Raw genomic sequence first — 20,384 nt, forward strand, 5'->3', positions numbered from 1 at the left:
GTGCTGAATCGGGAAGGCCGGCAAGGCCATGCAGGTGATGCCCACGCAGGTCACAGGCCCGCGAGGAGCTCCTCCATCTCGGCGATCTCCGCGTTCTGCGTCTCGATGATCATCTCGGCCATCTCGATCGCCTCGGGGTTCTGGCCGTTGTCGATCTCGTCCTGCGCCATGCCGACGGCGCCTTCGTGGTGGGCGGTCATGGACTCCAGGAACAGGCGGGACGCTTCAGTGCCCTCGGCGGACCCGAGTTCGGACATCTGCTCGTCGCTCATCATCCCTTCCATGGACCCGGAGCCGCCCATCGAGTGGCCTTCCATGCCGCCTTCGGGTTCCACGGGCTCGCCCCAGGCTTCCAGCCACCCGGTCATGGTCCCGATCTCGGGGCCCTGGGCGTCCTCGATCTTCGTGGCGAGTGCGGTGATCTCCGGGCTGATGCCGTCCTTGGCGAGCATCATCTCGCTCATCTCCACGGCCTGCTCGTGGTGCGGAATCATCATCTGCGCGAACATCACGTCCGCGTCGTTGTGCTCGGCCATAGCGTCGTCGGACGTGCCCGATGTCGACTCCGTGCTGGTCCCGGTGGTGGCTTCGGCAGTGGCGCTGGAGGCTGCTGCGGAGCTTTCGCCCATGCCCTCCATGCCCTCCATGCTTTCGCCGGAGGACGGGCCGCAGGCGGACAGGGAGATGAGGGCGGCCACGGACAGGGACGCAAGGGAAAGGGAACGCTTCATGGTGGTCAGGTCCTTCATTGCTCGGATGGGAGTGGTGTCAGCTGGTCGTACCGCGTCAGGCGGCGGGTACGGCGGGAACCAGGTGGGCGCGCAGGGGCGCAGTCCTGGCAGGACAACGGCCCTGCCGCTCCAGGGAGGGGGCGGGTGCGGACCGCGGATCCTATGTCCGGCTGATGCAGAGCTGAGTCAGTGACGGCGCGGGCACAGGTCGGGATGCCCGCGATGGCGCAGGAGGACCCCGCCGGACCGAGGTCGGGAGCAGGACGCGGTCGGCAGGCGTCAGCAGTCCGACGATGCCGACGATCATCGCCAGCACGCACAGGCCCAGCATCATCTCGTCGGAGCAGTCCCCGCCACATCCGACCGGCCCGCCCTCCGAGGCCAGGGCGGAGGCACTGGTCCGGAATGCATCCAGGGCCGGCGCCTCGATCGCTGCCACGGCGCCTGCCGGCGTGATCGTGACATGAAGCTCGGCGTGGACACCGGCGTGGACCTGGCTTACCTCGTCCCCCGCATGCGTGCCGGTGGTCGCACTGGTGGTCGTGCTCGTGGTGGCGGGGGCTGCGATGTGATGGGAGCTGGACCCGTGGCCACCCATCCAGACGTGCATCGCGAGGATCCCGACGATGACGGCTGTCAGACCGACGAAGGTGATGACCGACGGAACGGCGGTACGCAGCAGGGAGAGAACGGCATGGAATGCCCGGTTCCTGGTCAACCTTCCCGTCCCCTCCCTGTCCGTGCCGTCCGCCGACGCTTGTGCACCGCGGGGGTCTCTCGGTGAGCCCGAAGTCATGCCCTGATGGACCCTGCCTCCACTGTCCCATCACTGGTCCGGTCGGTGCTGATGCGTTCCGGGTCCAGATCGATCCGGCGCAGCAGCTGCGCGTTGAGCGCGACGACGATCGTGGACACGCTCATGAGGACTGCGCCGGCTGCCGGGGAGAGCAGGATCCCGGCGAAGGCCAGCACGCCTGCGGCCAGGGGGACGGCGAGCACGTTGTACCCGGTGGCCCAGATGAGGTTCTGAATCATCTTGCGGTAGCTGGCCCGGGACAGGTCGATCAGGGCCAGCACCGAGCGGGGGTCGTTCCCGGCGAGGACGACGCCGGCGGATTCCATGGCCACGTCCGTCCCGGCGCCGATGGCGATGCCCACCTCGGCGCGGGCCAGGGCGGGGGCGTCATTGACGCCGTCGCCGACCATCGCGACCTTCAGGCCACGGGCCTGCAGTTCGGTGACCTTGGAATCCTTGTCCTGGGGCAGGACGTCCGCGAACACCTCATCGATACCCAGCTCAGTGCCGACGACGTCGGCGACCTGCCGGGCGTCCCCGGTGATCATCGCGACCTTCACCCCACGGGCCTGCAGGGCCCTCACCGCGGTCCGGGATTCCTTCCGGACCTCGTCCTCCAGCCTCACCGCACCGACCACTTCACCGTCGCGGACGACGTGCAACACGGACGCGCCGCGGCCCACCCATTCCTGCACGGAGTCCGCGATGCCGGCAGGGGTGCCGAGCCCGAATTCCTTGAGCATGTTCGGCCCGCCCACCATCACGTCGTGGCCGTCCACGATGGCCTGGACGCCGCGGCCGGTCAGTGACCTGAACCCGGTGCCGGCGTACGCGAGGTCCACCGCGTCCGGGTTCAACCGGGCTGCGGCGACGATGGCGCGGGCGACAGGATGCTCACTGTCCTCCTCGGCAGCTCCTGCCAGGGCAAGCAGCTCAAACTCGCTGATGCCATCAACCGTCGTGGTCGCGGTGACGGCGTGCCGACCCTCGGTGAGGGTCCCCGTCTTGTCGAACAGGACGACGTCGACGGTGCGCATGCGTTCCAGGGCGATCCGGTTCTTGATCAGCACGCCGGCCTTCGCGGCACGTTCGGTGGAGATTGCGATCACCAGGGGGATCGCCAGTCCCAGGGCATGAGGGCAGGCGATCACCAGGACCGTGACGGTGCGGATCACTGCATCATCCGGGCTGCCGAGGAGCATCCATGCGAGAAAGGTCAGGATGCCCGCGCCGAGCGCGAAGTAGAACAGCAGGGCCGCGGCCCGGTCCGCGAGGGCCTGTGCCCTGGAGGAGGAGGCCTGCGCCTCGGCGACCAGACGCTGGATCCCCGCGAGCGTCGTCTCGGACCCGACCGCCGTCACCGTCAGGCGGACAGCGCTATCGGTGGCGACGGTCCCTGCGACGACGGCGTCCCCGATCGTGCGGGGCACGGTACGGGACTCGCCCGTGATCATCGATTCGTCGAACTCGGCCGTCCCGTCGATGATCTGCCCATCGGCGGGCACCCGGGCGCCGGAGCGCACGAGCACCACGTCCCCGATGACCAGGGAGCTCACCGGAACCGTCTCGACATCTGCATTCGTGCCGGTGCCGGTGACCCTGTCCGCTTTGTCGGGCAGCAGGGCTGCCAGGGCGTCCAGGGCCCCGGCGGCGGACCCGAGGGCGCGCATCTCCATCCAGTGGCCCAGCAGCATGATGACGATCAGCAGGGCGAGTTCCCACCAGAAGTCCAGGTCGAACCCGCCGATGCGCAGTGTGGTGACCCACGAGGCGATGAACGCGACGCTGATGGCCATAGCGATCAGCAGCATCATGCCCGGCTGCCGGGACTTCAGTTCCGTCACCCCACCTTTGAGGAACGGCGCCCCGCCGTAGACGAAGATCATCGTGCCCAGGACCGGGGCGATCAATGGGGAGCCAGGGAACTCCGGCGGCATGTACCCGAGGAGCATCGTGAACATGGGACTGAACGCTACGACCGGAATTGCCAGGACCAGGCTGATCCAGAACCGATTCCTGAACATCGCCGTCGAATGACCGGCATGCTCCCCGTGGGAGTGCACCTGATGATCATCATCCGCACCCTGTCCCCTATGCCCCGCAGGGTGTTCGTGTCCTCTGGCGTGCGAGGGCGCCTGCCCATGCGAACGGCCCTGGGCGGTACCGGTACTGGCGCGGGGGTCGGGCTGTTCGCTGGTGGACGGCACCGAGTGGGGATGGCCGTCGGGCATGGCCTGACCATGGGTCGGTTCGGCGTCGGACACCCGATGGTTCGGGTGATTGTCCTGCTGGTTGGTGCTCATGGTGACTCTTCCTCCGGCACCCCTTGCATCGGGTACCTGCATCAGTCGTGGTCGCACTGATGTCCCTGAGGGCATCGGGATCCGGGGCGTTGCGTTCATGGTCGCTCTCCTGAAGTTGTGGGCGGCGCCGACGTCATCCGGGCGCAAAGAGACAGTGGCGGAAGCTTGTCCGTCGGAGGCTGCGGCGGTGCGATCGCGCTATCAGACCATCACTGTGTAGGTCCCTGCTGAGGGAGACAACCTTTCAGGTGCCACCAAGTTATACCCCCTGGGGGTATACGTCAAGGCTTCGGCAATGATCACCCCGGCGCAGATTCGCCGAGCGTCCCTGCATGCCCTGACTTCTGCACATCGCCGCCCCAGCCCCGGTAGAACGAGGAGTCTCTGAACCCGCGAGGCGAGGAAGCATCTGCCCATCCACCGACCGCTTCGATTGCGTCCAGTGGCACAGCGCTGTGGCTACATGCCCCGCCATCAGTACACGATCCTCTGTACCATTGGGGCATGGACACTGTTGCCCCTTACTCGGTGCTCGCGCGTTTCGGTTATGCCTTGTCCGACCCGGTCCGTGCCCGGGTTCTGCTGGCACTGCGGGATGCGCCGTCCTATCCGGGGGAGTTGGCCGAGATGGCGGGGGTGAGCAAGCAGCGGCTGTCGAATCACCTGACCTGCCTGCGCGGGTGCGGGCTGGTCGTCGCCGCTCCCGAGGGGCGGCGGGTCCGGTACGAACTCGCAGACCGGAAACTCGGCGACGCCCTGACCGCACTGCTCGACGTCGTGGTTGTCAGCGAGGTCCAGTGCTGCTGCACCACCCGGGAGAACCACGTCGTCGGGGCGGTGTGCTGCTGATGAGCACTCATGCGTCACCCGGATCGGTGCAGCCGGCATCGGCTGTGGAGCGCCGCGCAGTCCTGTCCCGGCGGATCCGACTTCTCGTCGGGGCAACCATCAGCTACAACATCATCGAGGCGGTCGTCGCGATCAGCGCCGGCACGGTAGCGTCCTCGAGCGCCCTGATCGGGTTCGGGTTGGACTCGATCGTCGAGGTTCTCTCCGCGGCCGCTGTGGCATGGCAGTTCGCCGGCCGCGACCCGGAAACCCGCGAGAAGACCGCACTGCGCCTGATCGCGTTCTCCTTCTTCGGTCTTGCCGCGTTCGTGGCCTTCGACGCCGTCCGCGCCCTGCTCGGAGCGTCCGAGCCCCAGCACTCCCTGGTCGGAATTGTCCTCGCCGCGGCGAGCATGGCGGTCATGCCGTTCTTGTCCTGGGCCCAGCGCCGGGCCGGTCGCGAGCTCGGTTCGCGCTCCGCTGTCGCGGACTCCAGGCAGACCCTGCTGTGCACCTACCTGTCCGGGGTCCTGCTGGTGGGCCTGCTGCTCAACAGCACCCTTGGCTGGTCCTGGGCGGACCCCATCGCCGCCCTGGTCATCGCCGCCGTCGCCATCAAGGAAGGCCGCGACGCATGGAAGGGCGACTCGTGCTGCGCACCGACGTTGACCTCCCGACCCACCGGACCCAGTGCCGCTCGGTACACCCCGCACAGCACCACGGAGGATGCGGCGTCGCCGACAGCCGACCCGTCCAGCGACTGCTGCGATTCCTCGGGCGCGGGGTAGGGCATCGTTCCGGCAACCCACCGGGACCATGGAACGCAGCGGGTCCGGCGGAAGTCGATGGCGCTGCGGTCGGGAACGAACTCGGTCCGCAAGACGTCCTTCGTCTGTTCGACCTTTCCACGCATCGCTCGCGCGTTGCATGGGGAAGGGGTGAGGAACGGGATCGCGCTGATGTTTCTTGGGTCGTCTTTCGCCGTGGATGTGTGTCCTACTGGGGAATGTGCCCGATGATCTAGTAGCAGGCCGGGTGTGTGCCGAGGTGGCAGGGCCGCGGTGATGATGCCCGCTCCCCTGCCGCCTTGCTCCCACCATGGAGGTAGTGCAAGGGTGTGGTGCAGCCCGCCCGAGTAGCAACTCATCAGGTTGAACGTGACCATCGGGCCCTAGAATTTCAGGACCAGTGTGAAGCACGACCCGGTACGGCTCAACCGCACCGATCCGAGATGGAAGTGCACCAGTGATCAGCGAGTACCTCCAGCAATGGACAACCATCCAGACGGCCCGGACTGCCGGGTTGTCCAGCACCGATATCTGGGCCACCTACCTGGGCAGCGGCGGGAACCGGGACGAGATGGATGTGACCGGGTACCTCACCGGCATCACCGTCCTGCCCGTCCTCGACCGGGACCTGATCGCACACGCCATCAACGAACTGATCACCGCCCGTGATCTGCCCGTCGACGGCGCCCACTACAGCACCGACCGCGTCGCAGGGGCGTCGGGATACGCCGACACCCTGCGCAGGCTCACCCTCTCCCCCGACGGGTACCGGTTCGACCGCCCCGCCCGCACCGAACCCCACGGAATCGGCGACGACGGCAGCACAGCCGCTACGGCTCAGGACCGCGCGGACGACACCGAATCCCGCCGGTGCAACGCCCTGCTCGAAACCGGGCTGCTGGACACCGGCGCCGAAGCACGCTTCGACCGCCTCACCGCCGAAGCACGCGATCATTTCGCCGTGAGCTCGGCATCGATCGCGCTCATCACCGATGACCGGCAGATCATCAAGTCCGTCACCGGACCCATCGGGCAGGACCTCCCCCGGGAGACCGCGCTCTGCGCCCGAACCATCGAAGCCGATCGGACCCTCGTCATCCCGGATGCTGCCGCGTCCCCGGACTTCCACGATCACCCGCTGGTCACCGGCGCCCCGCATCTGCGTTTCTACGCCGGTCACCCGATCTGCAGCAGCGACGGGTGGCGCATCGGCACGCTGTGCCTGATCGACGACCACCCACGAACCTTCACCGCGACCGACGAACGGGACCTCAGGCTCCGCGCCGCCCGGGTACAGATCGAAATATGGGCCGGGTCCCCCGACAAATAGCACCAGAACAACTGGCCGCGCTCTCAGCGCCATGGAAGGCGGCTGAAAGCACAAGCGGCGCGGCGGAACCCTGGGTTCCACCGCGCCGCTTTCAGCGGTCGTCACCCTGCTCAGGTGCTGGTGGCGTCCTGGACCTCGCCGACGAGTTCTTCGAGGATGTCCTCGAGGAAGAGCATGCCGGTGGTGTTGCCCTTGGCATCGAGGACGCGTGCGATGTGGGCGCCGGTGCGACGCATGGTCGCCAGGGCGTCCTCGAGATCGCTTCCCGTGTAGGCGGAGGCGAGCCGGCGGATCCGCTTGGCCGGTACCGGCTGCACGAAGGACTCGGGTGTCGTGAGGTCCATGACGTCCTTCAGGTGCACATATCCCACGGGCTCGTCGCCGGCGGTGAGGATGTAGCGGGAGTAGCCGTGCGCATCGACGGTCCGTTGGATGTCCGCGGGACTGGCCGTCGCAGGCAGATGGACGATGTCGGCGATGGGCACCTCGACGTCGACCACTGTCTTCGAGGTGAACTCGAAAGCGTTGGTCAGGGTACCGCTGCCGTCGGCCAGCATTCCCTCCTTCGTGGACTGTTCCACGATGGTCGCGACCTCGTCGAGCGTGAACGCGCTGGTCGCTTCGTCCTTCGGCTCGACCTTGAACAGGCGCAGGATGCCGTTGGCGATACCGTTGAGGGTCCAGATGACGGGTTTGAAGACCTTGGACACGAACACCAGCGGTGGGGCCAACAGCAGAGCCGCCCGGGTGGGCACGGAGAACGAGATGTTCTTCGGGACCATCTCGCCGAGCACCACGTGCAGGAAGGTGACCAGCAGCAGGGCCACGATGAACGCGATCACCCCGATGGCTTCGGGTGGAACAGGTGTCAGGGCCAGCGGGTATTCGAGCAGGTGGTGGATCGCGGGTTCGGACACATTCAGGATGACCAGGGAGCACACGGTGATGCCGAGCTGACTGGTCGCCAGCATGAGCGTGGCATGCTCCATCGCCCACAGGGTGGTCTTCGCGGCCTTGCTCCCCGCGTCGGCCTTCGGCTCGATCTGGGATCGCCGGGCGGAGATGACGGCGAACTCCGCCCCGACGAAGAATGCGTTGGCGGCCAGGAGGACGAACAGCCAGATGATGCCGGGCAGGTACTCGCTCATGGGGTCGCGTCCTTCGTCAGGGTGTCGATCAGGCGGTCATGGCTGCTGGTCGGGTCACCGCCGGCGTATGGCTGATCGATGGGCGTGAAGCGGATGCGCTCCACGTGGGAGCCGACGACCCGCTCGACGCGGAGCACACCGGTTCCCAGGTCCACTTCGTCGCCGAGCTCCGGGATGCGGTCCAGTTCGTCGGTCATGTAGCCGGCGATGGTGTCGTAGTCCTCGCCCTCGGGCACGTCGATCCCGGTGCGTTCCTTCAACTCGTCCGGACGGAGCGACGCGTCGAAGGTGATGGATCTACCGGTGCGGACGACGCCGACACGGGTGCGGTCGTGCTCGTCCTCGAGTTCACCGACGATCTCCTCGATCAGGTCCTCCAGGGTGACGATACCCGCGGTGCCGCCGTGCTCGTCGGTGACGATGGCGATCTGCAGTCCCTGACCTCGCAACAACCCGAGAAGGGTGTCGACGCTCATGGATTCGGGCACCCGGAGAGGTTCGATCATCAGCGTCTCGGCCGTCGTGATGGTCCGCGCGTCCAGGGGGACGGCGAAGGCCTGCTTGAGGTGGATGACACCGCGGATGTCGTCGTTGTCCTGACCGATCACCGGGAAACGGGAATACCCGGTGGCAAGGGCAGTCCCGATGATGTCCGAGGCGGTGTCGGTGGTCCTGATCGAAGCCATGCGCACGCGGGGCGTCATGACGTCGTCGGCGGTGTGGTCCGAGAACAGCAGGGTGCGGTGCAGCAGCTCCGCGTGGTCCTGATCCAGGGAACCCTCGAGCGCGGAGCGACGGACCAGGGAGCTCAGTTCCTCGGCACTGCGGGCGCCGGAGAGCTCTTCCTTCGGTTCGATGCCGAAGGAGCGGATGATCCTGTTCGCGGTGTTGTTGAACAGCAGGATGACGGGTTTGAGGACGGTGGTGAACAGGGACTGGAACGGTACGACGAACTTCGCGGTCTGCCGCGGCAGGGCCAGCGCGAAGTTCTTGGGGACCAGCTCGCCGATCACCATGGAGAACACGGTGGCGAGGAAGATTCCCACGACGGCGCCGATCCCGGGCACGAGTCCCTCCGGGACACCGGCACCGAGCAGGGGTTCGCGCAGCAGGGAACTGATGGCCGGCTCGAAGGTATAGCCCGTGAGCAGGGTCGTCAGCGTGATCCCGAGCTGAGCACTCGACAGATGCGTCGATGTGATCTTCAGGGCCTTGATGGTCGGCTTCAGGCCCTTCTCGCCGCGCGCGTCGCGGGCTTCGAGGTCACCCCGGTCGAGGTTCACGAGCGCGAACTCGGAGGCCACGAACATGCCGGTTCCGATGGTGAGGATCAGGCCGACGCCGATCATGACCAACTCATACATGGTGCGCCCCCCATCCTCGATCGGCCGACAGAACGGCGGTCAGGCAGGTGAGGGGCACGGGTCTATGTGATGGGGGGTCGTCCATAATGCCATCCACTCTACTGGAAGAACTCGGGAGAACGACGAGTGCGGTAGGGACCCGTCAGGCAGCGGTGACGACGAGCGCGGTGCTGTGGCCGCCGAATCCGAAGGCATTGGTGATGGCAGCCTTCGAGCCGGCACACCCGGTCGTGGTGCTGATGACATTGAGGTGGATGTCCGGGTCCGGATTCTCGAAGTTGAGGGTGCCCGGAAGTTGTCCCGTCCGGAGGGCCTCGATGGTCGCGATGGCACCGAGCGTTCCGGCTCCTCCCAGCAGGTGCCCGGTCATGGACTTGGTGGAGGTGACAGGCACGTCGTTGCCGACGACCTCGGTGATCGCGCCGGCCTCGAGAAGGTCACCGACGGGGGTGGACGTGGCGTGAGCGTGGACGAAGTCGATGTCCGACCCAGCAAGCCCGGCCGCCGTGAGGGCCTTCTGCATCACCCGGTGCTGGATGGCCTGGTCCGCGGCCACGATGTCCCCGGCGTCGGAGGTGACGGCGGCCCCGGCAATCCGACCGAGGATCCCCGCTCCTCGCGCCCGGGCGAAATCCTCCCGCTCGAGGACGATGATGCCGGCACCTTCGGCCATCACGAACCCGTTCCGGTCGCGGTCGAAAGGCCGCGACGCACCCGCCGGATCCCCCTGGCTCGTCGACAGGGCCCGAAGCTGGGCGAACCCGCTGATCGCCAGCTCGTTGACGCAGGCGTCGACTCCCCCGGCGACGACGACGTCGACCACCCCCGACAGAATCATCTCGACACCCTGGGCGATCGCTTCTGCTCCGGAGGCGCAGGCACTCACCGGCGTCCGCGCACCTCCCTGCGCGCCGATGTCGATCGATACCCAGGCTGAAGGACCGTTGACCATCATCTGGGTCAGCGTGTGGGGGGATACACGGCGCGAACCACCGGCATCCAGGGCCCGGATCTGGGACAGCACCGTACCCAGACCTCCGTATCCGGAACCGATCACCACGGCGAGCCTGTCAGGTTCGACGGCGGGCCTGCCGGCTTGGTCCCATGCCTCGCGCGATGCGACCAGTGACAGGTGCCCGCAGCGATCCATCCTCCGGTACTCCCTGGTGGACAGCGACGCTGCGGGGTCGGCCGTGACGAGCCCGGCGACCCGAACCGGCAGCTCCTGCGCCCACGGCTCGTGCAGGACCTCGATTCCGGACTGCCCGTCGAGAAGACCCTCCCAGGTCCGCGCAACTGTCCCCCCGAGGGGAGTCATCGCTCCCATGCCGGTCACAACCACGCCGAGCGCATTCATCATCAACCCGTCCTTCTCCTGATCCACGACGGGCGTCCCGCCCGCTCGCACCGCTGCCCGACAGCGACCGCAGTACATTCAAGTACCTCACGAAAGCCGACTCGGACCCACGAAAAAGTCATTCCGCCACGCGATGTACATCGGGTTCCGAAGGGTTCGGCCGGTAGAGCCCCCGAGGATGTCCCGCGAGGACCTGGCTGAGCATCTGATGAACTCGTCGACGGACTCCTTTACGTCGTGGTCCTGATTCCTATACTGAGCCCATGATGATGTCGCTGCTGTTCGGTGTGGTGGCTTCCAGTGCGCTGATCATCGGCGCGGTGGTCGGGGCCCGGTTCAATCTGCCCAAGCGGGTGCTGGCGATCCTCCTGTCCTTCGCTGCGGGATCACTCATCACCGCGCTGGCGTTCGAGCTGTTCGAGGATGCCTTCGAACAGGGCGGGATCTGGCGGGCTGCTCTCGGCCTACTCGCGGGCGCCCTCGTCTTCACGGTCCTGAGCGCACTGCTCGACCGGTGGGCCCAGGCCGGTTCCGACACGGAAGCGGCGGACGACTATCAGGGCAGTGCCAAACTGGACACCGATGCCGCGGCGACCGAGGAGACATCCTCCAAAGCATCGACGCGCGGCGCGGCGGGTCTCGCCCTCCTGGCCGCTGTCACCCTGGATGGTGTACCCGAGAATGTGGCGCTGGGCGTGGCGCTCGGAGGGGGGACCGGCGGCCTGGCCCTGCTGGCCGCGATCTTCGTGTCGAACCTCCCCGAAGCCCTCGTCGGGGCGTCGTCCATGCGCGCCCAGGGCCGGTCGATGGGGCGCATTCTCGGTCTCTGGGGCGCTTGCGCGGTACTGCTGGTCCTGGCCGTCGTGATCGGCGCCGGCCCGCTGTCCGGTGCGGACCCGGAAGCCATCTCGTTGCCCCTGGCCTTCGCTGCCGGCGCTGTGATCGCGTCCCTGGCCGACACCCTCATGCCCGAAGCCTACGAACACGGCGGCCCCGCGGTTGCCATGAGCACCGCCGCAGGCTTCGTCCTGTCCTTCGTCCTGTCTCTCCTGTGAACGGTTGCGCCAGGTCCGGACCCGCAGGGCCCGACTAGCCGCCGACCCCTTCACCCCCTGCGTGGATGAGGTCCTCGGCGATGTTCACCAGCTTCGTGCTGCTGCGGGAGCTCTCCTCCTGCAAGATCGTGAACGCGCGATGCGCACTGATCCTGTGTCGTTCCATCAGGATGCCTTTTGCCTGCCCGATGGTGTCCCGACTCCTCAGGGCCGTCTGGAGCTCCTGCAGTTTGTCCACTTTCTGTTGCAGCAGCATCCTGGTAGCAGCTAGTTCGCGACTGAGCGTGGCATCCAGCTCTGGTTCCTGGACGACCTGTGCTGCTTCTTCTGCGATGAGGACCGCCACCGAACTCACCGGGGAACCGGAGAGGGAAGGCTCGGGTAGTGAGCCGAGCAGAGGTTCGGCTGACGGTCCCGTTGGTCCGGGGCCGTCTCCCGGATCCGGTGCGGGTCGATGGGCTGAACCTGCTGGTGCCGGATCGGTCCCTACCGATGCAGTCGGCGCACCGGTGATGGAATGCACTGCCAGGACAGCAGGGGTGAGCTCGGCCACCGAGGACAGCCCGAGCGTCGTGATCGCTTCGTACAGGTGCCCTTGAACGGCGCGTAGCGGAAGAAGCAGATCGGCGGCGATGTCGTGACAGCTGTGTCCGCCGGCGACCATGGCGGCTATGACCGCTTGCCGATCGCTCAGGCCTCCTACCAGCGGTGGGAGATGCAGATTCTGGTTGGCAGCGGGGAACAGCCGCGGCGGAGCATGGGTGGGATCATCGGATACTTGCGGCACAGGGCCCCCTGGTCGGCATGGCAATTACGGCTCTTGCCGGGGTCTGGGGCAATCAGCTCAGCGTCGCTGGTTCTCCAGCCGGCTGTCAAGAAATCACAGGTCACCACCGGGACCGACACCCGCGCCGACCGGTGTGATCGATGCGAGGCAACAGGCCGCAGGTCGTGGGTCAGGGCTTCATCATCCCGGAGGGAAGACCAGGTCACGCCCTGCATGCTTTCGCCCGACGGCAGACCCTGCAGGGGACGGCTCTGACGGTCATCCATAGGAACATCACTTTCACACCACCCAGTGGGCCGGCACCGGCACCTGACGGCCTGACCTAGACTTCTGAAATGGTGACCACTACGCGCCCCGAGAGAATCAGCGCTGCTTTCGTCAAGCTCACCAGCACCCTCGTTGCCCCGTACGACATCCTGGAACTGCTCAACACTCTCGTCGAGCAATCCGTCAACCTGCTGGGCGCTGCCCAGGCAGGGCTGCTGCTGGCGGACCCGAATGGAGAGCTGCAGGTCATGGCCTCCACGAGCGAGGAAAGCCAGATCGTGGAGGTCCTGCAACTGCAGGCCGGTGAAGGACCGTGCATCGATGCCTACAAGACCGCCGGTGTGGTCACCGTCGACGACATCACAACGATGAAGGGCCAGTGGCCGGCCTTCCAGCGAGCTGCCCTCGATCAGGGTTTCCGTTCCGTCCACGCCATCCCCATGCGCCTTCACGGCCGTGCGCTCGGCGCGATGGGACTGTTCGGCGGGACCAGCGGAGCGCTGAGTCAGGAAGACGCCGCGATCGGGCAGGCGCTCACCGATGTGGCGACCATCGCGTTGCTTCAGGAACGCTCGCTCCGCGAAAGCCGGATCGTCAACGACCAACTCCAGCGCGCCCTGAACTCACGCATCACCATCGAGCAGGCCAAGGGCGTCATCTCCCATACCGCTGGTGTCGACATGAGTGAAGCATTCCGGCGGTTACGCAACTACGCCCGGTCCCACAACCAGACCCTGCATGACACCGCCGCGCAGGTCCTCGACCGCACCCTCGACTTCTGAGCGGCTTCATGACGCCCGGGCCGTAGGGATCATCCCCGTGGGATCGGCCGGCCCTCAGGGCGTGCTGCGCAGCCAGATCTCGATCTGGACATCCAGGGTCATGCGTCGGAGGTCCCGCGCATCATCCTCACTGAAGTAGCGCGGCTGCTCGTCGATGAGGCACAGCGTCCCGATCCGCCACCCGTCAGCGGTCGTGATCGGGTGACCGGCGTAGAAGCGGATGTGAGGGCCATCGACCACGAGCGGGTGGTGCCGGAACTCGGGATCCGTGCGGGCATCCATGATGACCAGGGTGCGGGGAGCTTCGATGGTTCGAGCGCACAGGGCGCTTGCGCGCGGGAGGTCCTGCCCGACGGGTCCCGCGACCGACTTGATGACCTGCCGGTCCTCGGCAACCAGGGCGATCGAGGCGGAGCTCACTCCGAAATGTTCACGCGTGCGCCGAGTGATGCGATCGAAACGGGCCTCGGCTCCTGTGTCGAGCAGGCCCGTCGCATGCAGGGCACGGCACCGCCGGTCCTCCGCTTCTGCCGCGCGCTCGTCCGCGTCACCCGCGTCCAGGCCGTCACAGGAGATTCCTCGGGGCGCCGTCACCGCAGGCCTGTCGAACCTGTACCCGTCCGGATCGAGGACCAGAACACGCAGTGCGTCCCGGTATGGTGACCGGTCTGCGATCTGCTGAGAACTGTAATGAGCGCCCTCTGCCAGAAGCCTGAACTCGTCGATCATCTCGTTCAAAGCGTGCGCGACCAGATCCCGGTCCACGATGGGTAGCTGTTCTGCGCCTTGAAGGTAGGCAACCACCTCTGGAAGGTCGCGTTGGCCCCCGAAACTCGCATAGGTGAACCACACCGACGTCACTTCGAGACGCGCGGACCGGAGCGATTGAACAGCCGTCCACTGTTGTACGTTCGGGCTGATCATGATGTCGCTTTCCAGGAACACCTGCAGTGGTCGAGTCCGCCGGTTGGAAACCCCCTTCCCGCCACCATAGCTCCTGCCACTGACAGAACGGTGCGACGCCGGACATCGGACGCACGCGGAACCGCAGTGCCCGACGGACGACCTGAAGCTTCAGTGGAGCGCCCTCTCAGGAGGCCGGAAATCTGGGCTCCAGACCTTGACCTCCCCCTCCTGGTTCATGATCAACTGATCAGTAGGCTTAGTAGTCGGTCATGAAGCCGGCCGGCGCTCGAGCCTCTCGGGCAGGAGCCGGTGCCGTTCAGTGGACGGAACCGGCTCCTGCCCCCGCTCCAGTCCTTCCCGCTTCAAGCTCCAGCGGGGAACGGCCTGATCATGGGCTGCCCGTCGTCGGCGAGGTGCAGGCCCTGTCAGCCACCCGCGGTTCGTGCCATGAGCGGCACCACGGATCCCTGAAGCGACCCCTGATGGTCCTGGGTCGTCAGAGAATCGAGCACCGACCCGTGATGAGCCTCACCGCGTGCACGCATGCCCGTCCTGAATCACGCAGCATGCCCAGAAGGATGGACGTTTCGTCGATGCGACAGGGCACTCCGGTGCCGCCGGCTGCACCGAAGGCACGAAAAGCACGGTTACGGGAGTGCTACTCAGTGCTGATTGCTCGTGGAAGCAGAGGGTAAAATCGACCGTACGAGGTGTCTATCTGGAGCTCGTCCGGTTCTCCAGTGTGTTTTGAAGAGCACAGACACGTTCCACTTCCCGGTCACACGCCCGATTAGGCATTTTCATGACCCAGCAAACCCAACAGCGCAGCGCCTGGCGGGCAGCCCATGCGGCAGGCCTGACGGCCAGTGATCTCTGGCTGCACTACTACAGTGTCGGCGGCGCCCTCGAGCCCCTCGAGTTGGACGCGTACCTGCACGGCATGTACCTGTTGCCCCAGAGCGAACGGAACAGGGTCGCTGTGGCACTCAACGAGCTGATCGATGACCTGCCCCCACGCCCCCGGGCGGACTTCGTGGACGATGTCTCCCCGACCACGGTGTCGGATCACCCGCAGCCTCCACCAGCGTCATCGGAGTGACGGATCGACCGACAGCCGATACGAGCACCGTCCCGACCAGGCGGGAACCGCTGTCGGCTCGGGTGCACCTGTCCCGGCGAACTCCGGTGCCGGATCAGGTTCGGCCGCTTTTCGTGATGGTGCACGGTATCGGGATGTCCCACCGCTATTGGGACAAGCTGGAGCGAAAGCTCATCGAGTACGGGGACACCCTCGTCCTGGATCTGCCCGGGTTCGGCGGAACAACCACGCCCGATCGGCCGCTCGACGTCGCGGACTATGCTGCCGTCATCGCCCACACCCTGGATCAGGAGGGCGCACAGGGGTGCGTGGTGATCGGTCACTCCATGGGTGCGCAGTTCTCGACCGAACTCGCCATCAGCCGTCCTGATCTCGTGTCCCACCTCGTGCTGATCGGCCCTGTTACCGACAGCGAGCATCGGTCGCCCGTGAAGCACACACTCATGCTTGCCGTGGACACGCTGATCGAGCGGCCCGTGACCAACCTGATGGTCGCGACCGCCTACGCCCAGTGCGGGATTCCCTGGTACCTGCAGGAACTGCCCGCCATGTTGGACTACCGCCTTGACGACAGGCTGCCGCTGGTGAGCTGTCCCGTCCTGGTCGTCCGCGGTACGCGCGACATCATCGCCGGTCATGACTGGTGCGACAAGCTCAGCTGCAACGCCCGGCACGGTCACCTCGTCGAGATACCGGGCGAGCCACACGCCGCTCACCGGGGCGGTGCTTCCACCATCGCAACAGCCGTCCTGGATCTCGTCCGCAACCACCCGCCGCTCCAGACCCTACCGGCGCCAAGCGCCCCCGATTCCTCACGGGGCGAGCCCGTCTACAGGAACCGCTCGGTCAGGTCCTATCCCCCGAGCCTGCGCTCTCCGGAGAAGGCCGTCGAACTGCGCAGCATCACCGTCGGGGACCGGCAATGCCGCTCCTACCTGATAGGACGCAGCACCGAAGGCCGCCCAGGTCCGGACGGTGAGGACCCGGCACCGGTCTTCGTGCTCATCCACGGCATCGGCATGTCGCACCGCTACTTCCGCCGGCTCGGCTTCCTCCTGGCCGCCTACGGCGACGTCCATCTCATCGACCTGCCCGGGTACGGGTGGACGCGACGACCGGCACACGCCTCCAGTACGACGGCGACGGCCGAGCTGATCGGGAAACTTCTCGACGAAGCAGGCTCGTCAACCTGCGTCGTGGTGGGGCATTCGATGGGTGTGCAGAGCGCCACTGAACTCGCTCTCCTGCGACCCGATCTTGTGTCACACCTCGTACTGATCGGCGCCGCCGTCGACGTCGAGCGCCGGACCATCCGTCAGCAAGCCCTGACGCTCAGCATCAACTCGCTCCTCGAGAAACCGCTGCTGAGCATGGTGCAGTTCTTCGACGTCCTGCGGTGCGGGCCACGCTGGTATCTCGCTCAACTGAGACTGGCCATGAGCTATCCCCTCGAGGAGCGATTACCACTTGCAGCCCAACCGGTCCTGGTGCTCCGGGGTTCACGCGACCTCGTCGCCGGGACCGCCTGGTCCGAACGGCTCGCCCACCAGTCCCAGCATGGTGAAGCGACCACCATCGACGGGGCGCCTCACGCTGCTCACCACAGCGCTCCCCGAGCCGTCGCAGCCACCGTCATAGGTTTTCTCCGTCGCTCACGGGACATCGTGCGTGTCGAGGCCGGGCCGGGCCCCGAACCGGTGGTCAGCGACATCGCCTCCCCCACCGACGGATAGGCCCCGACCACGCAGCCCATGCCAAGGGTGGCACCTGTAAGGGTTCAGTCTTACAGGTGCGTCAGTGGGCGGCCTTGCCAGGCGTGTGGCTTGCGATGAGCAGTTGCCCGAGTTTCCTGATCCTGGCGGCCGAGGTGTAGCCGGTTCCCATGGCGGCGACGACCGACCCTTGAAGGAGGATCATCCAGCATTCCGCGAAGTCACCCACGTCGAGAAGTCCCATCGCTGCGGCAGTACTCTCGACCTCATCGCGCATGTCCCGCAGGTAGCCGGCGCTGGCCCGACCCACTTCATCATCGGCGCCCAGCTCGACCAGAGCCCTGATGTAGGGGCAGCCGGTGAAGTCCTCCGCCTGGAACCACTCGTCGAAGATGTCGAAGATCGCCAGGAGCTGGTCGTGTGGAGAAGCCCCCCGCTTCCGGGCTTCGGCGCCGAGATAACCGACGGTGAAAAGCTCCTGCCGACGACTCAGGAACGCCATGACGAGGTCGTTCTTGGAGGGGAAGTGGCTGTAGAACGACGCTTTCGCGACTCCCGCGGTGCGGATGATCTCGTTGACACCCACTGCTCGGACGCCTCGCTCAACGAACAGGTCGTAGGACGCGTCAAGGATCCGCTGTCGTGCGTTCGCCGTAGGAAGTTCCCTTACAGGAGACATTCGCCCTCTTCTGCCGGAATCAGGATCGACCGCCATCATACCCGCGGCAGACAGACCGGTCTGTACGGTTAGACTTGGGACGCTCCTCGAGCCCCCCATCGAGGAGGTGGCAGCGGACATGAGACCCCCGCCTGCTGTGGTGGTACTGGTTCCCCTCGGGGAGCTGGTACCACCACGACGCCATCAGCACGGCGTTCCGGTCATCCGGGTGCAGACTGCAGGTGTCCGAGGAGTATCGATGAATGCACATGACCCGCTGCAGAGGTTGGGGAGTACACCTCGGTTCCGGCCGGGTCCACGCCACACCGCATCGTCGCGTAACGCCCTGAACCACGCCCGCTATGTCCTCGGTTCAGCCCACTCGTGATCTCCTCGGGCGGAACGGGTCGAGGTCGACGGTGAGACTCTGGGTGTGTGGAACAGGATCCGCGCATACGAGGTCGTGCATCACGGCGAGCCACCGCAGAGCCATGACTTCGTCCGTGAAGTACTCGCCCGGGTACACGGCACGCAGGTAAGGTGCCGCGAGAACCTCGTCCATCGCTCCCTGACCCAGCATCGCCGCGGCAAGAATGTTCCGTGACGAGGACAACACGTAGCGGGCGTCAGCGGTGATGTCCATGATGTTGTCGACCACGAGCAGGACGACGTACTGCCGGTTGTCCGTCAGTTCGAAGCTGCGCCGGAGGATCATGAGCGCATCCATCTTCGAGATGGAGACGTTCTTCCTGGCACGGACGGAGACGGCGCAGCGCGCGAAGCGGACGACATCGAAGCGGTCGTCGAAAGTGTAGGTCTTGATCACGGGGCTTCCTCGGTCGGATGGGCGCAGCACTGCCGGGGCAGCGTCGGTACACCAACTCAGCGCATCAGCGCTGTGAGACCAGCTGGGAAGGACCAATCCCCGATTCTACCGACGTCCGACTGCGTCCGGTCCGCCCGACACCCTCGCCGCGACGTCCGGGACGCGAGCGCCCGCCGATGATCAGACGACTCCGAGTGCAAGCATGGCGTCCGCGACCTTCACGAAGCCGCTGATGTTGGCGCCCGCGACGTAGTCTCCCGGCAGGCCATACTCCTCCGCGGTCGCCGCGCACCTGTCATGGATACCCACCATGATCTCGGTGAGGCGCTGCTCGGTATGCTCGAAGGTCCAGGAATCGCGGCTGGCGTTCTGCTGCATCTCCAGTGCAGAGGTTGCAACACCACCGGCGTTGGCCGCCTTTCCGGGACCGAACAGGACACCGGCCTGCTGGAAGGCTTCCACTGCTTGAGGGGTACATGGCATGTTCGCCCCTTCTGCAACTGCCAGCACCTCGGAACGAATGAGTGATCCGGCCGCTGCCTCATCGAGTTCGTTCTGGGTGGCACAGGGCAGGGCGACGGTCGCGCCTACGTCCCAGATCGACCCTCCCGCCACGAAATGGGCACCGGAGCCTCGACGCTGCGCGTAGTCGGAGATCCGTCCGCGCTCATTCTCCTTCACGTCGCGCAGCAGGTCGACGTCGATGCCTGCTTCGTCCACGACGTAGCCGGAGGAATCCGAACACGCGACGACGGTCGCACCGAAGTGCTCTGCCTTCGCGATGGCGTGAACCGCGACATTGCCCGACCCCGACACGATGACCCGCTGTCCCTCGAAGTCGAGCCCCCGTGCCCGAAGCATCTCCCGGGCGAACAGGACCGCTCCGTAACCTGTCGCTTCCGGACGAACCAACGACCCGCCCCAGCTGATCCCCTTGCCGGTCAGTACCCCTGATTCATACCGGTTCGTGATCCTCTTGTACTGCCCGAACAGGTACCCGATCTCCCGTCCGCCGACTCCGATGTCGCCCGCCGGCACATCCGTGTACTCACCGATGTGCCGGTACAACTCCGTCATGAAGGACTGACAGAACCGCATGACCTCCGCGTCGGACTTGCCCTTGGGGTCGAAATCCGAGCCACCCTTCCCACCGCCGATCGGCATGCCGGTGAGCGCGTTCTTGAAGACCTGCTCGAAACCGAGGAACTTCACGATCCCCAGGTACACGGACGGGTGGAAGCGCAGGCCGCCCTTGAAGGGCCCCAACGCGGAGTTGAACTCCACCCGGAACCCCCGGTTGATCTGTACGGTCCCGGCATCATCGACCCAGGGGACCCTGAAGATGATCTGCCGCTCGGGTTCGCACAACCGCTCCAATACCGCCGCGTCGACGAACTCGGGGTGTTTCCTCAACACCGGCCCCAGGGAGTCGAACACCTCGACCACAGCCTGATGGAACTCCGTCTCGCCAGGGTTACGCCGGAACACCTGATCGCGCACAGCAGACAACGCCGAATCCATGACACCCACCGCTCTCGAGAATGGAAAACCCTGAGATCTACCTCCCCAGTCTGGCCCAGACGGATCAATGACCGAACGTGACGAATTCTGGAGGAAACGATTGCGGCATCCCTGTTCTTCTGCGGC

The 20,384-nt window shown here is 66.1% G+C and carries 18 protein-coding genes; 7 read left to right on the forward strand and 11 right to left on the reverse strand.

What is annotated here, in order from left to right; genetic code table 11:
* Positions 1-50: 50 nt before the first annotated feature.
* The 3 genes from CI785_RS09265 to CI785_RS09275 form a co-directional block, all read right to left on the reverse strand.
* Complete coding sequence (locus CI785_RS09265; RefSeq protein WP_105032136.1) at positions 51-731, reverse strand: DUF305 domain-containing protein; 681 nt, start codon at positions 729-731, stop codon at positions 51-53.
* 160 nt (positions 732-891) lie between these two features.
* Entirely contained in the window at positions 892-1,449 is a 558-nt protein-coding gene (locus CI785_RS09270) for a hypothetical protein (protein WP_105031811.1), read from the reverse strand.
* Between the two features lie 74 nt (positions 1,450-1,523).
* Positions 1,524-3,758 (reverse strand): copper-translocating P-type ATPase, encoded by a 2,235-nt coding sequence (locus CI785_RS09275; RefSeq protein ID WP_105032137.1) that lies wholly within the window; start codon positions 3,756-3,758, stop codon positions 1,524-1,526.
* Between the two features lie 576 nt (positions 3,759-4,334).
* On the opposite strand from CI785_RS09275, the gene CI785_RS09280 reads away from it, so the two are divergent.
* The 3 genes from CI785_RS09280 (at position 4,335) to CI785_RS09290 (ending at position 6,776) form a co-directional block, all read left to right on the forward strand.
* Entirely contained in the window at positions 4,335-4,679 is a 345-nt protein-coding gene (locus CI785_RS09280) for an ArsR/SmtB family transcription factor (RefSeq protein WP_105031812.1), read from the forward strand.
* Entirely contained in the window at positions 4,679-5,446 is a 768-nt protein-coding gene (locus tag CI785_RS09285; protein ID WP_105032138.1) for a cation efflux transmembrane domain-containing protein, read from the forward strand. Before CI785_RS09280 ends, CI785_RS09285 begins: the two co-directional genes overlap by 1 nt.
* A gap of 457 nt (positions 5,447-5,903) precedes the next feature.
* The gene (locus CI785_RS09290) at positions 5,904-6,776 is read left to right on the forward strand and encodes a GAF domain-containing protein (protein ID WP_105031813.1); all 873 of its coding nucleotides are present in this window, start codon (positions 5,904-5,906) and stop codon (positions 6,774-6,776) included.
* Between the two features lie 110 nt (positions 6,777-6,886).
* On the opposite strand, the gene CI785_RS09295 is transcribed toward CI785_RS09290, so the two are convergent.
* From CI785_RS09295 to CI785_RS09305, 3 genes are all read right to left on the reverse strand, one after another.
* On the reverse strand, positions 6,887-7,924 hold the full coding sequence (locus tag CI785_RS09295) for a hemolysin family protein (RefSeq protein WP_105031814.1): 1,038 nt from the start codon (positions 7,922-7,924) through the stop codon (positions 6,887-6,889).
* Positions 7,921-9,288 (reverse strand): hemolysin family protein, encoded by a 1,368-nt coding sequence (locus CI785_RS09300; protein ID WP_105031815.1) that lies wholly within the window; start codon positions 9,286-9,288, stop codon positions 7,921-7,923. Before CI785_RS09300 ends, CI785_RS09295 begins: the two co-directional genes overlap by 4 nt.
* Positions 9,289-9,430: 142 nt before the next feature.
* The gene (locus CI785_RS09305) at positions 9,431-10,648 is read right to left on the reverse strand and encodes a beta-ketoacyl-[acyl-carrier-protein] synthase family protein (protein ID WP_420808224.1); all 1,218 of its coding nucleotides are present in this window, start codon (positions 10,646-10,648) and stop codon (positions 9,431-9,433) included.
* A 260-nt stretch (positions 10,649-10,908) separates the two neighbouring features.
* Here CI785_RS09305 and CI785_RS09310 point away from each other — a divergent pair, with 260 nt between their 5' ends.
* Positions 10,909-11,700, forward strand: coding sequence for a ZIP family metal transporter (locus CI785_RS09310; protein ID WP_105031816.1), 792 nt, complete (start codon positions 10,909-10,911; stop codon positions 11,698-11,700).
* 34 nt (positions 11,701-11,734) lie between these two features.
* Here the strand turns inward: CI785_RS09310 and CI785_RS09315 are convergent, their stop codons facing one another.
* Positions 11,735-12,487: an ANTAR domain-containing protein gene (locus CI785_RS09315; RefSeq protein ID WP_157940217.1), complete on the reverse strand. Its 753-nt coding sequence runs from the start codon at positions 12,485-12,487 to the stop codon at positions 11,735-11,737.
* A 335-nt stretch (positions 12,488-12,822) separates the two neighbouring features.
* Between CI785_RS09315 and CI785_RS09320 the strand changes: the two genes are divergently transcribed.
* The gene (locus CI785_RS09320; protein WP_105031818.1) at positions 12,823-13,536 is read left to right on the forward strand and encodes a GAF and ANTAR domain-containing protein; all 714 of its coding nucleotides are present in this window, start codon (positions 12,823-12,825) and stop codon (positions 13,534-13,536) included.
* 54 nt (positions 13,537-13,590) lie between these two features.
* Here CI785_RS09320 and CI785_RS09325 read toward each other — a convergent pair whose 3' ends face one another.
* Positions 13,591-14,460 (reverse strand): GAF domain-containing protein, encoded by an 870-nt coding sequence (locus CI785_RS09325; protein WP_157940218.1) that lies wholly within the window; start codon positions 14,458-14,460, stop codon positions 13,591-13,593.
* A 784-nt stretch (positions 14,461-15,244) separates the two neighbouring features.
* Between CI785_RS09325 and CI785_RS09330 the strand changes: the two genes are divergently transcribed.
* Positions 15,245-15,541, forward strand: a complete 297-nt coding sequence (locus CI785_RS09330) for a hypothetical protein (protein WP_105031820.1) — start codon at positions 15,245-15,247, stop codon at positions 15,539-15,541.
* Positions 15,542-15,627: 86 nt separating this feature from the next.
* Positions 15,628-17,274, forward strand: a complete 1,647-nt coding sequence (locus CI785_RS09335) for an alpha/beta fold hydrolase (protein WP_276308022.1) — start codon at positions 15,628-15,630, stop codon at positions 17,272-17,274.
* Between the two features lie 61 nt (positions 17,275-17,335).
* Here CI785_RS09335 and CI785_RS09340 read toward each other — a convergent pair whose 3' ends face one another.
* From CI785_RS09340 to gdhA, 3 genes are all read right to left on the reverse strand, one after another.
* The gene (locus CI785_RS09340; protein ID WP_105031822.1) at positions 17,336-17,932 is read right to left on the reverse strand and encodes a TetR/AcrR family transcriptional regulator; all 597 of its coding nucleotides are present in this window, start codon (positions 17,930-17,932) and stop codon (positions 17,336-17,338) included.
* 352 nt (positions 17,933-18,284) lie between these two features.
* Positions 18,285-18,737, reverse strand: coding sequence for a DUF7793 family protein (locus CI785_RS09345; RefSeq protein WP_105031823.1), 453 nt, complete (start codon positions 18,735-18,737; stop codon positions 18,285-18,287).
* A 180-nt stretch (positions 18,738-18,917) separates the two neighbouring features.
* Entirely contained in the window at positions 18,918-20,258 is a 1,341-nt protein-coding gene (gene gdhA / locus CI785_RS09350; RefSeq protein ID WP_105032140.1) for an NADP-specific glutamate dehydrogenase, read from the reverse strand.
* Positions 20,259-20,384: the final 126 nt, after the last annotated feature.

Origin of the sequence: Arthrobacter ruber (assembly GCF_002954225.1) — a bacterium.
Lineage (GTDB): Bacteria > Actinomycetota > Actinomycetes > Actinomycetales > Micrococcaceae > Arthrobacter_D > Arthrobacter_D ruber.

Excerpts from the sequence above, each read along its gene's own strand:
- CI785_RS09265 (WP_105032136.1), bottom strand. The coding sequence starts at position 731 with ATGAAGCGTTCCCTTTCCCTTGCGTCCCTGTCCGTGGCCGCCCTCATC.
- CI785_RS09275 (WP_105032137.1), bottom strand. The coding sequence starts at position 3,758 with ATGCCCGACGGCCATCCCCACTCGGTGCCGTCCACCAGCGAACAGCCC.
- CI785_RS09280 (WP_105031812.1), top strand. The coding sequence starts at position 4,335 with ATGGACACTGTTGCCCCTTACTCGGTGCTCGCGCGTTTCGGTTATGCC.
- CI785_RS09285 (WP_105032138.1), top strand. The coding sequence starts at position 4,679 with ATGAGCACTCATGCGTCACCCGGATCGGTGCAGCCGGCATCGGCTGTG.
- CI785_RS09295 (WP_105031814.1), bottom strand. The coding sequence starts at position 7,924 with ATGAGCGAGTACCTGCCCGGCATCATCTGGCTGTTCGTCCTCCTGGCC.
- CI785_RS09300 (WP_105031815.1), bottom strand. The coding sequence starts at position 9,288 with ATGTATGAGTTGGTCATGATCGGCGTCGGCCTGATCCTCACCATCGGA.
- CI785_RS09305 (WP_420808224.1), bottom strand. The coding sequence starts at position 10,648 with ATGATGAATGCGCTCGGCGTGGTTGTGACCGGCATGGGAGCGATGACT.
- CI785_RS09310 (WP_105031816.1), top strand. The coding sequence starts at position 10,909 with ATGATGATGTCGCTGCTGTTCGGTGTGGTGGCTTCCAGTGCGCTGATC.
- CI785_RS09320 (WP_105031818.1), top strand. The coding sequence starts at position 12,823 with ATGGTGACCACTACGCGCCCCGAGAGAATCAGCGCTGCTTTCGTCAAG.
- CI785_RS09325 (WP_157940218.1), bottom strand. The coding sequence starts at position 14,460 with ATGATCAGCCCGAACGTACAACAGTGGACGGCTGTTCAATCGCTCCGG.
- CI785_RS09330 (WP_105031820.1), top strand. The coding sequence starts at position 15,245 with ATGACCCAGCAAACCCAACAGCGCAGCGCCTGGCGGGCAGCCCATGCG.
- CI785_RS09340 (WP_105031822.1), bottom strand. The coding sequence starts at position 17,932 with ATGTCTCCTGTAAGGGAACTTCCTACGGCGAACGCACGACAGCGGATC.
- gdhA (WP_105032140.1), bottom strand. The coding sequence starts at position 20,258 with ATGGATTCGGCGTTGTCTGCTGTGCGCGATCAGGTGTTCCGGCGTAAC.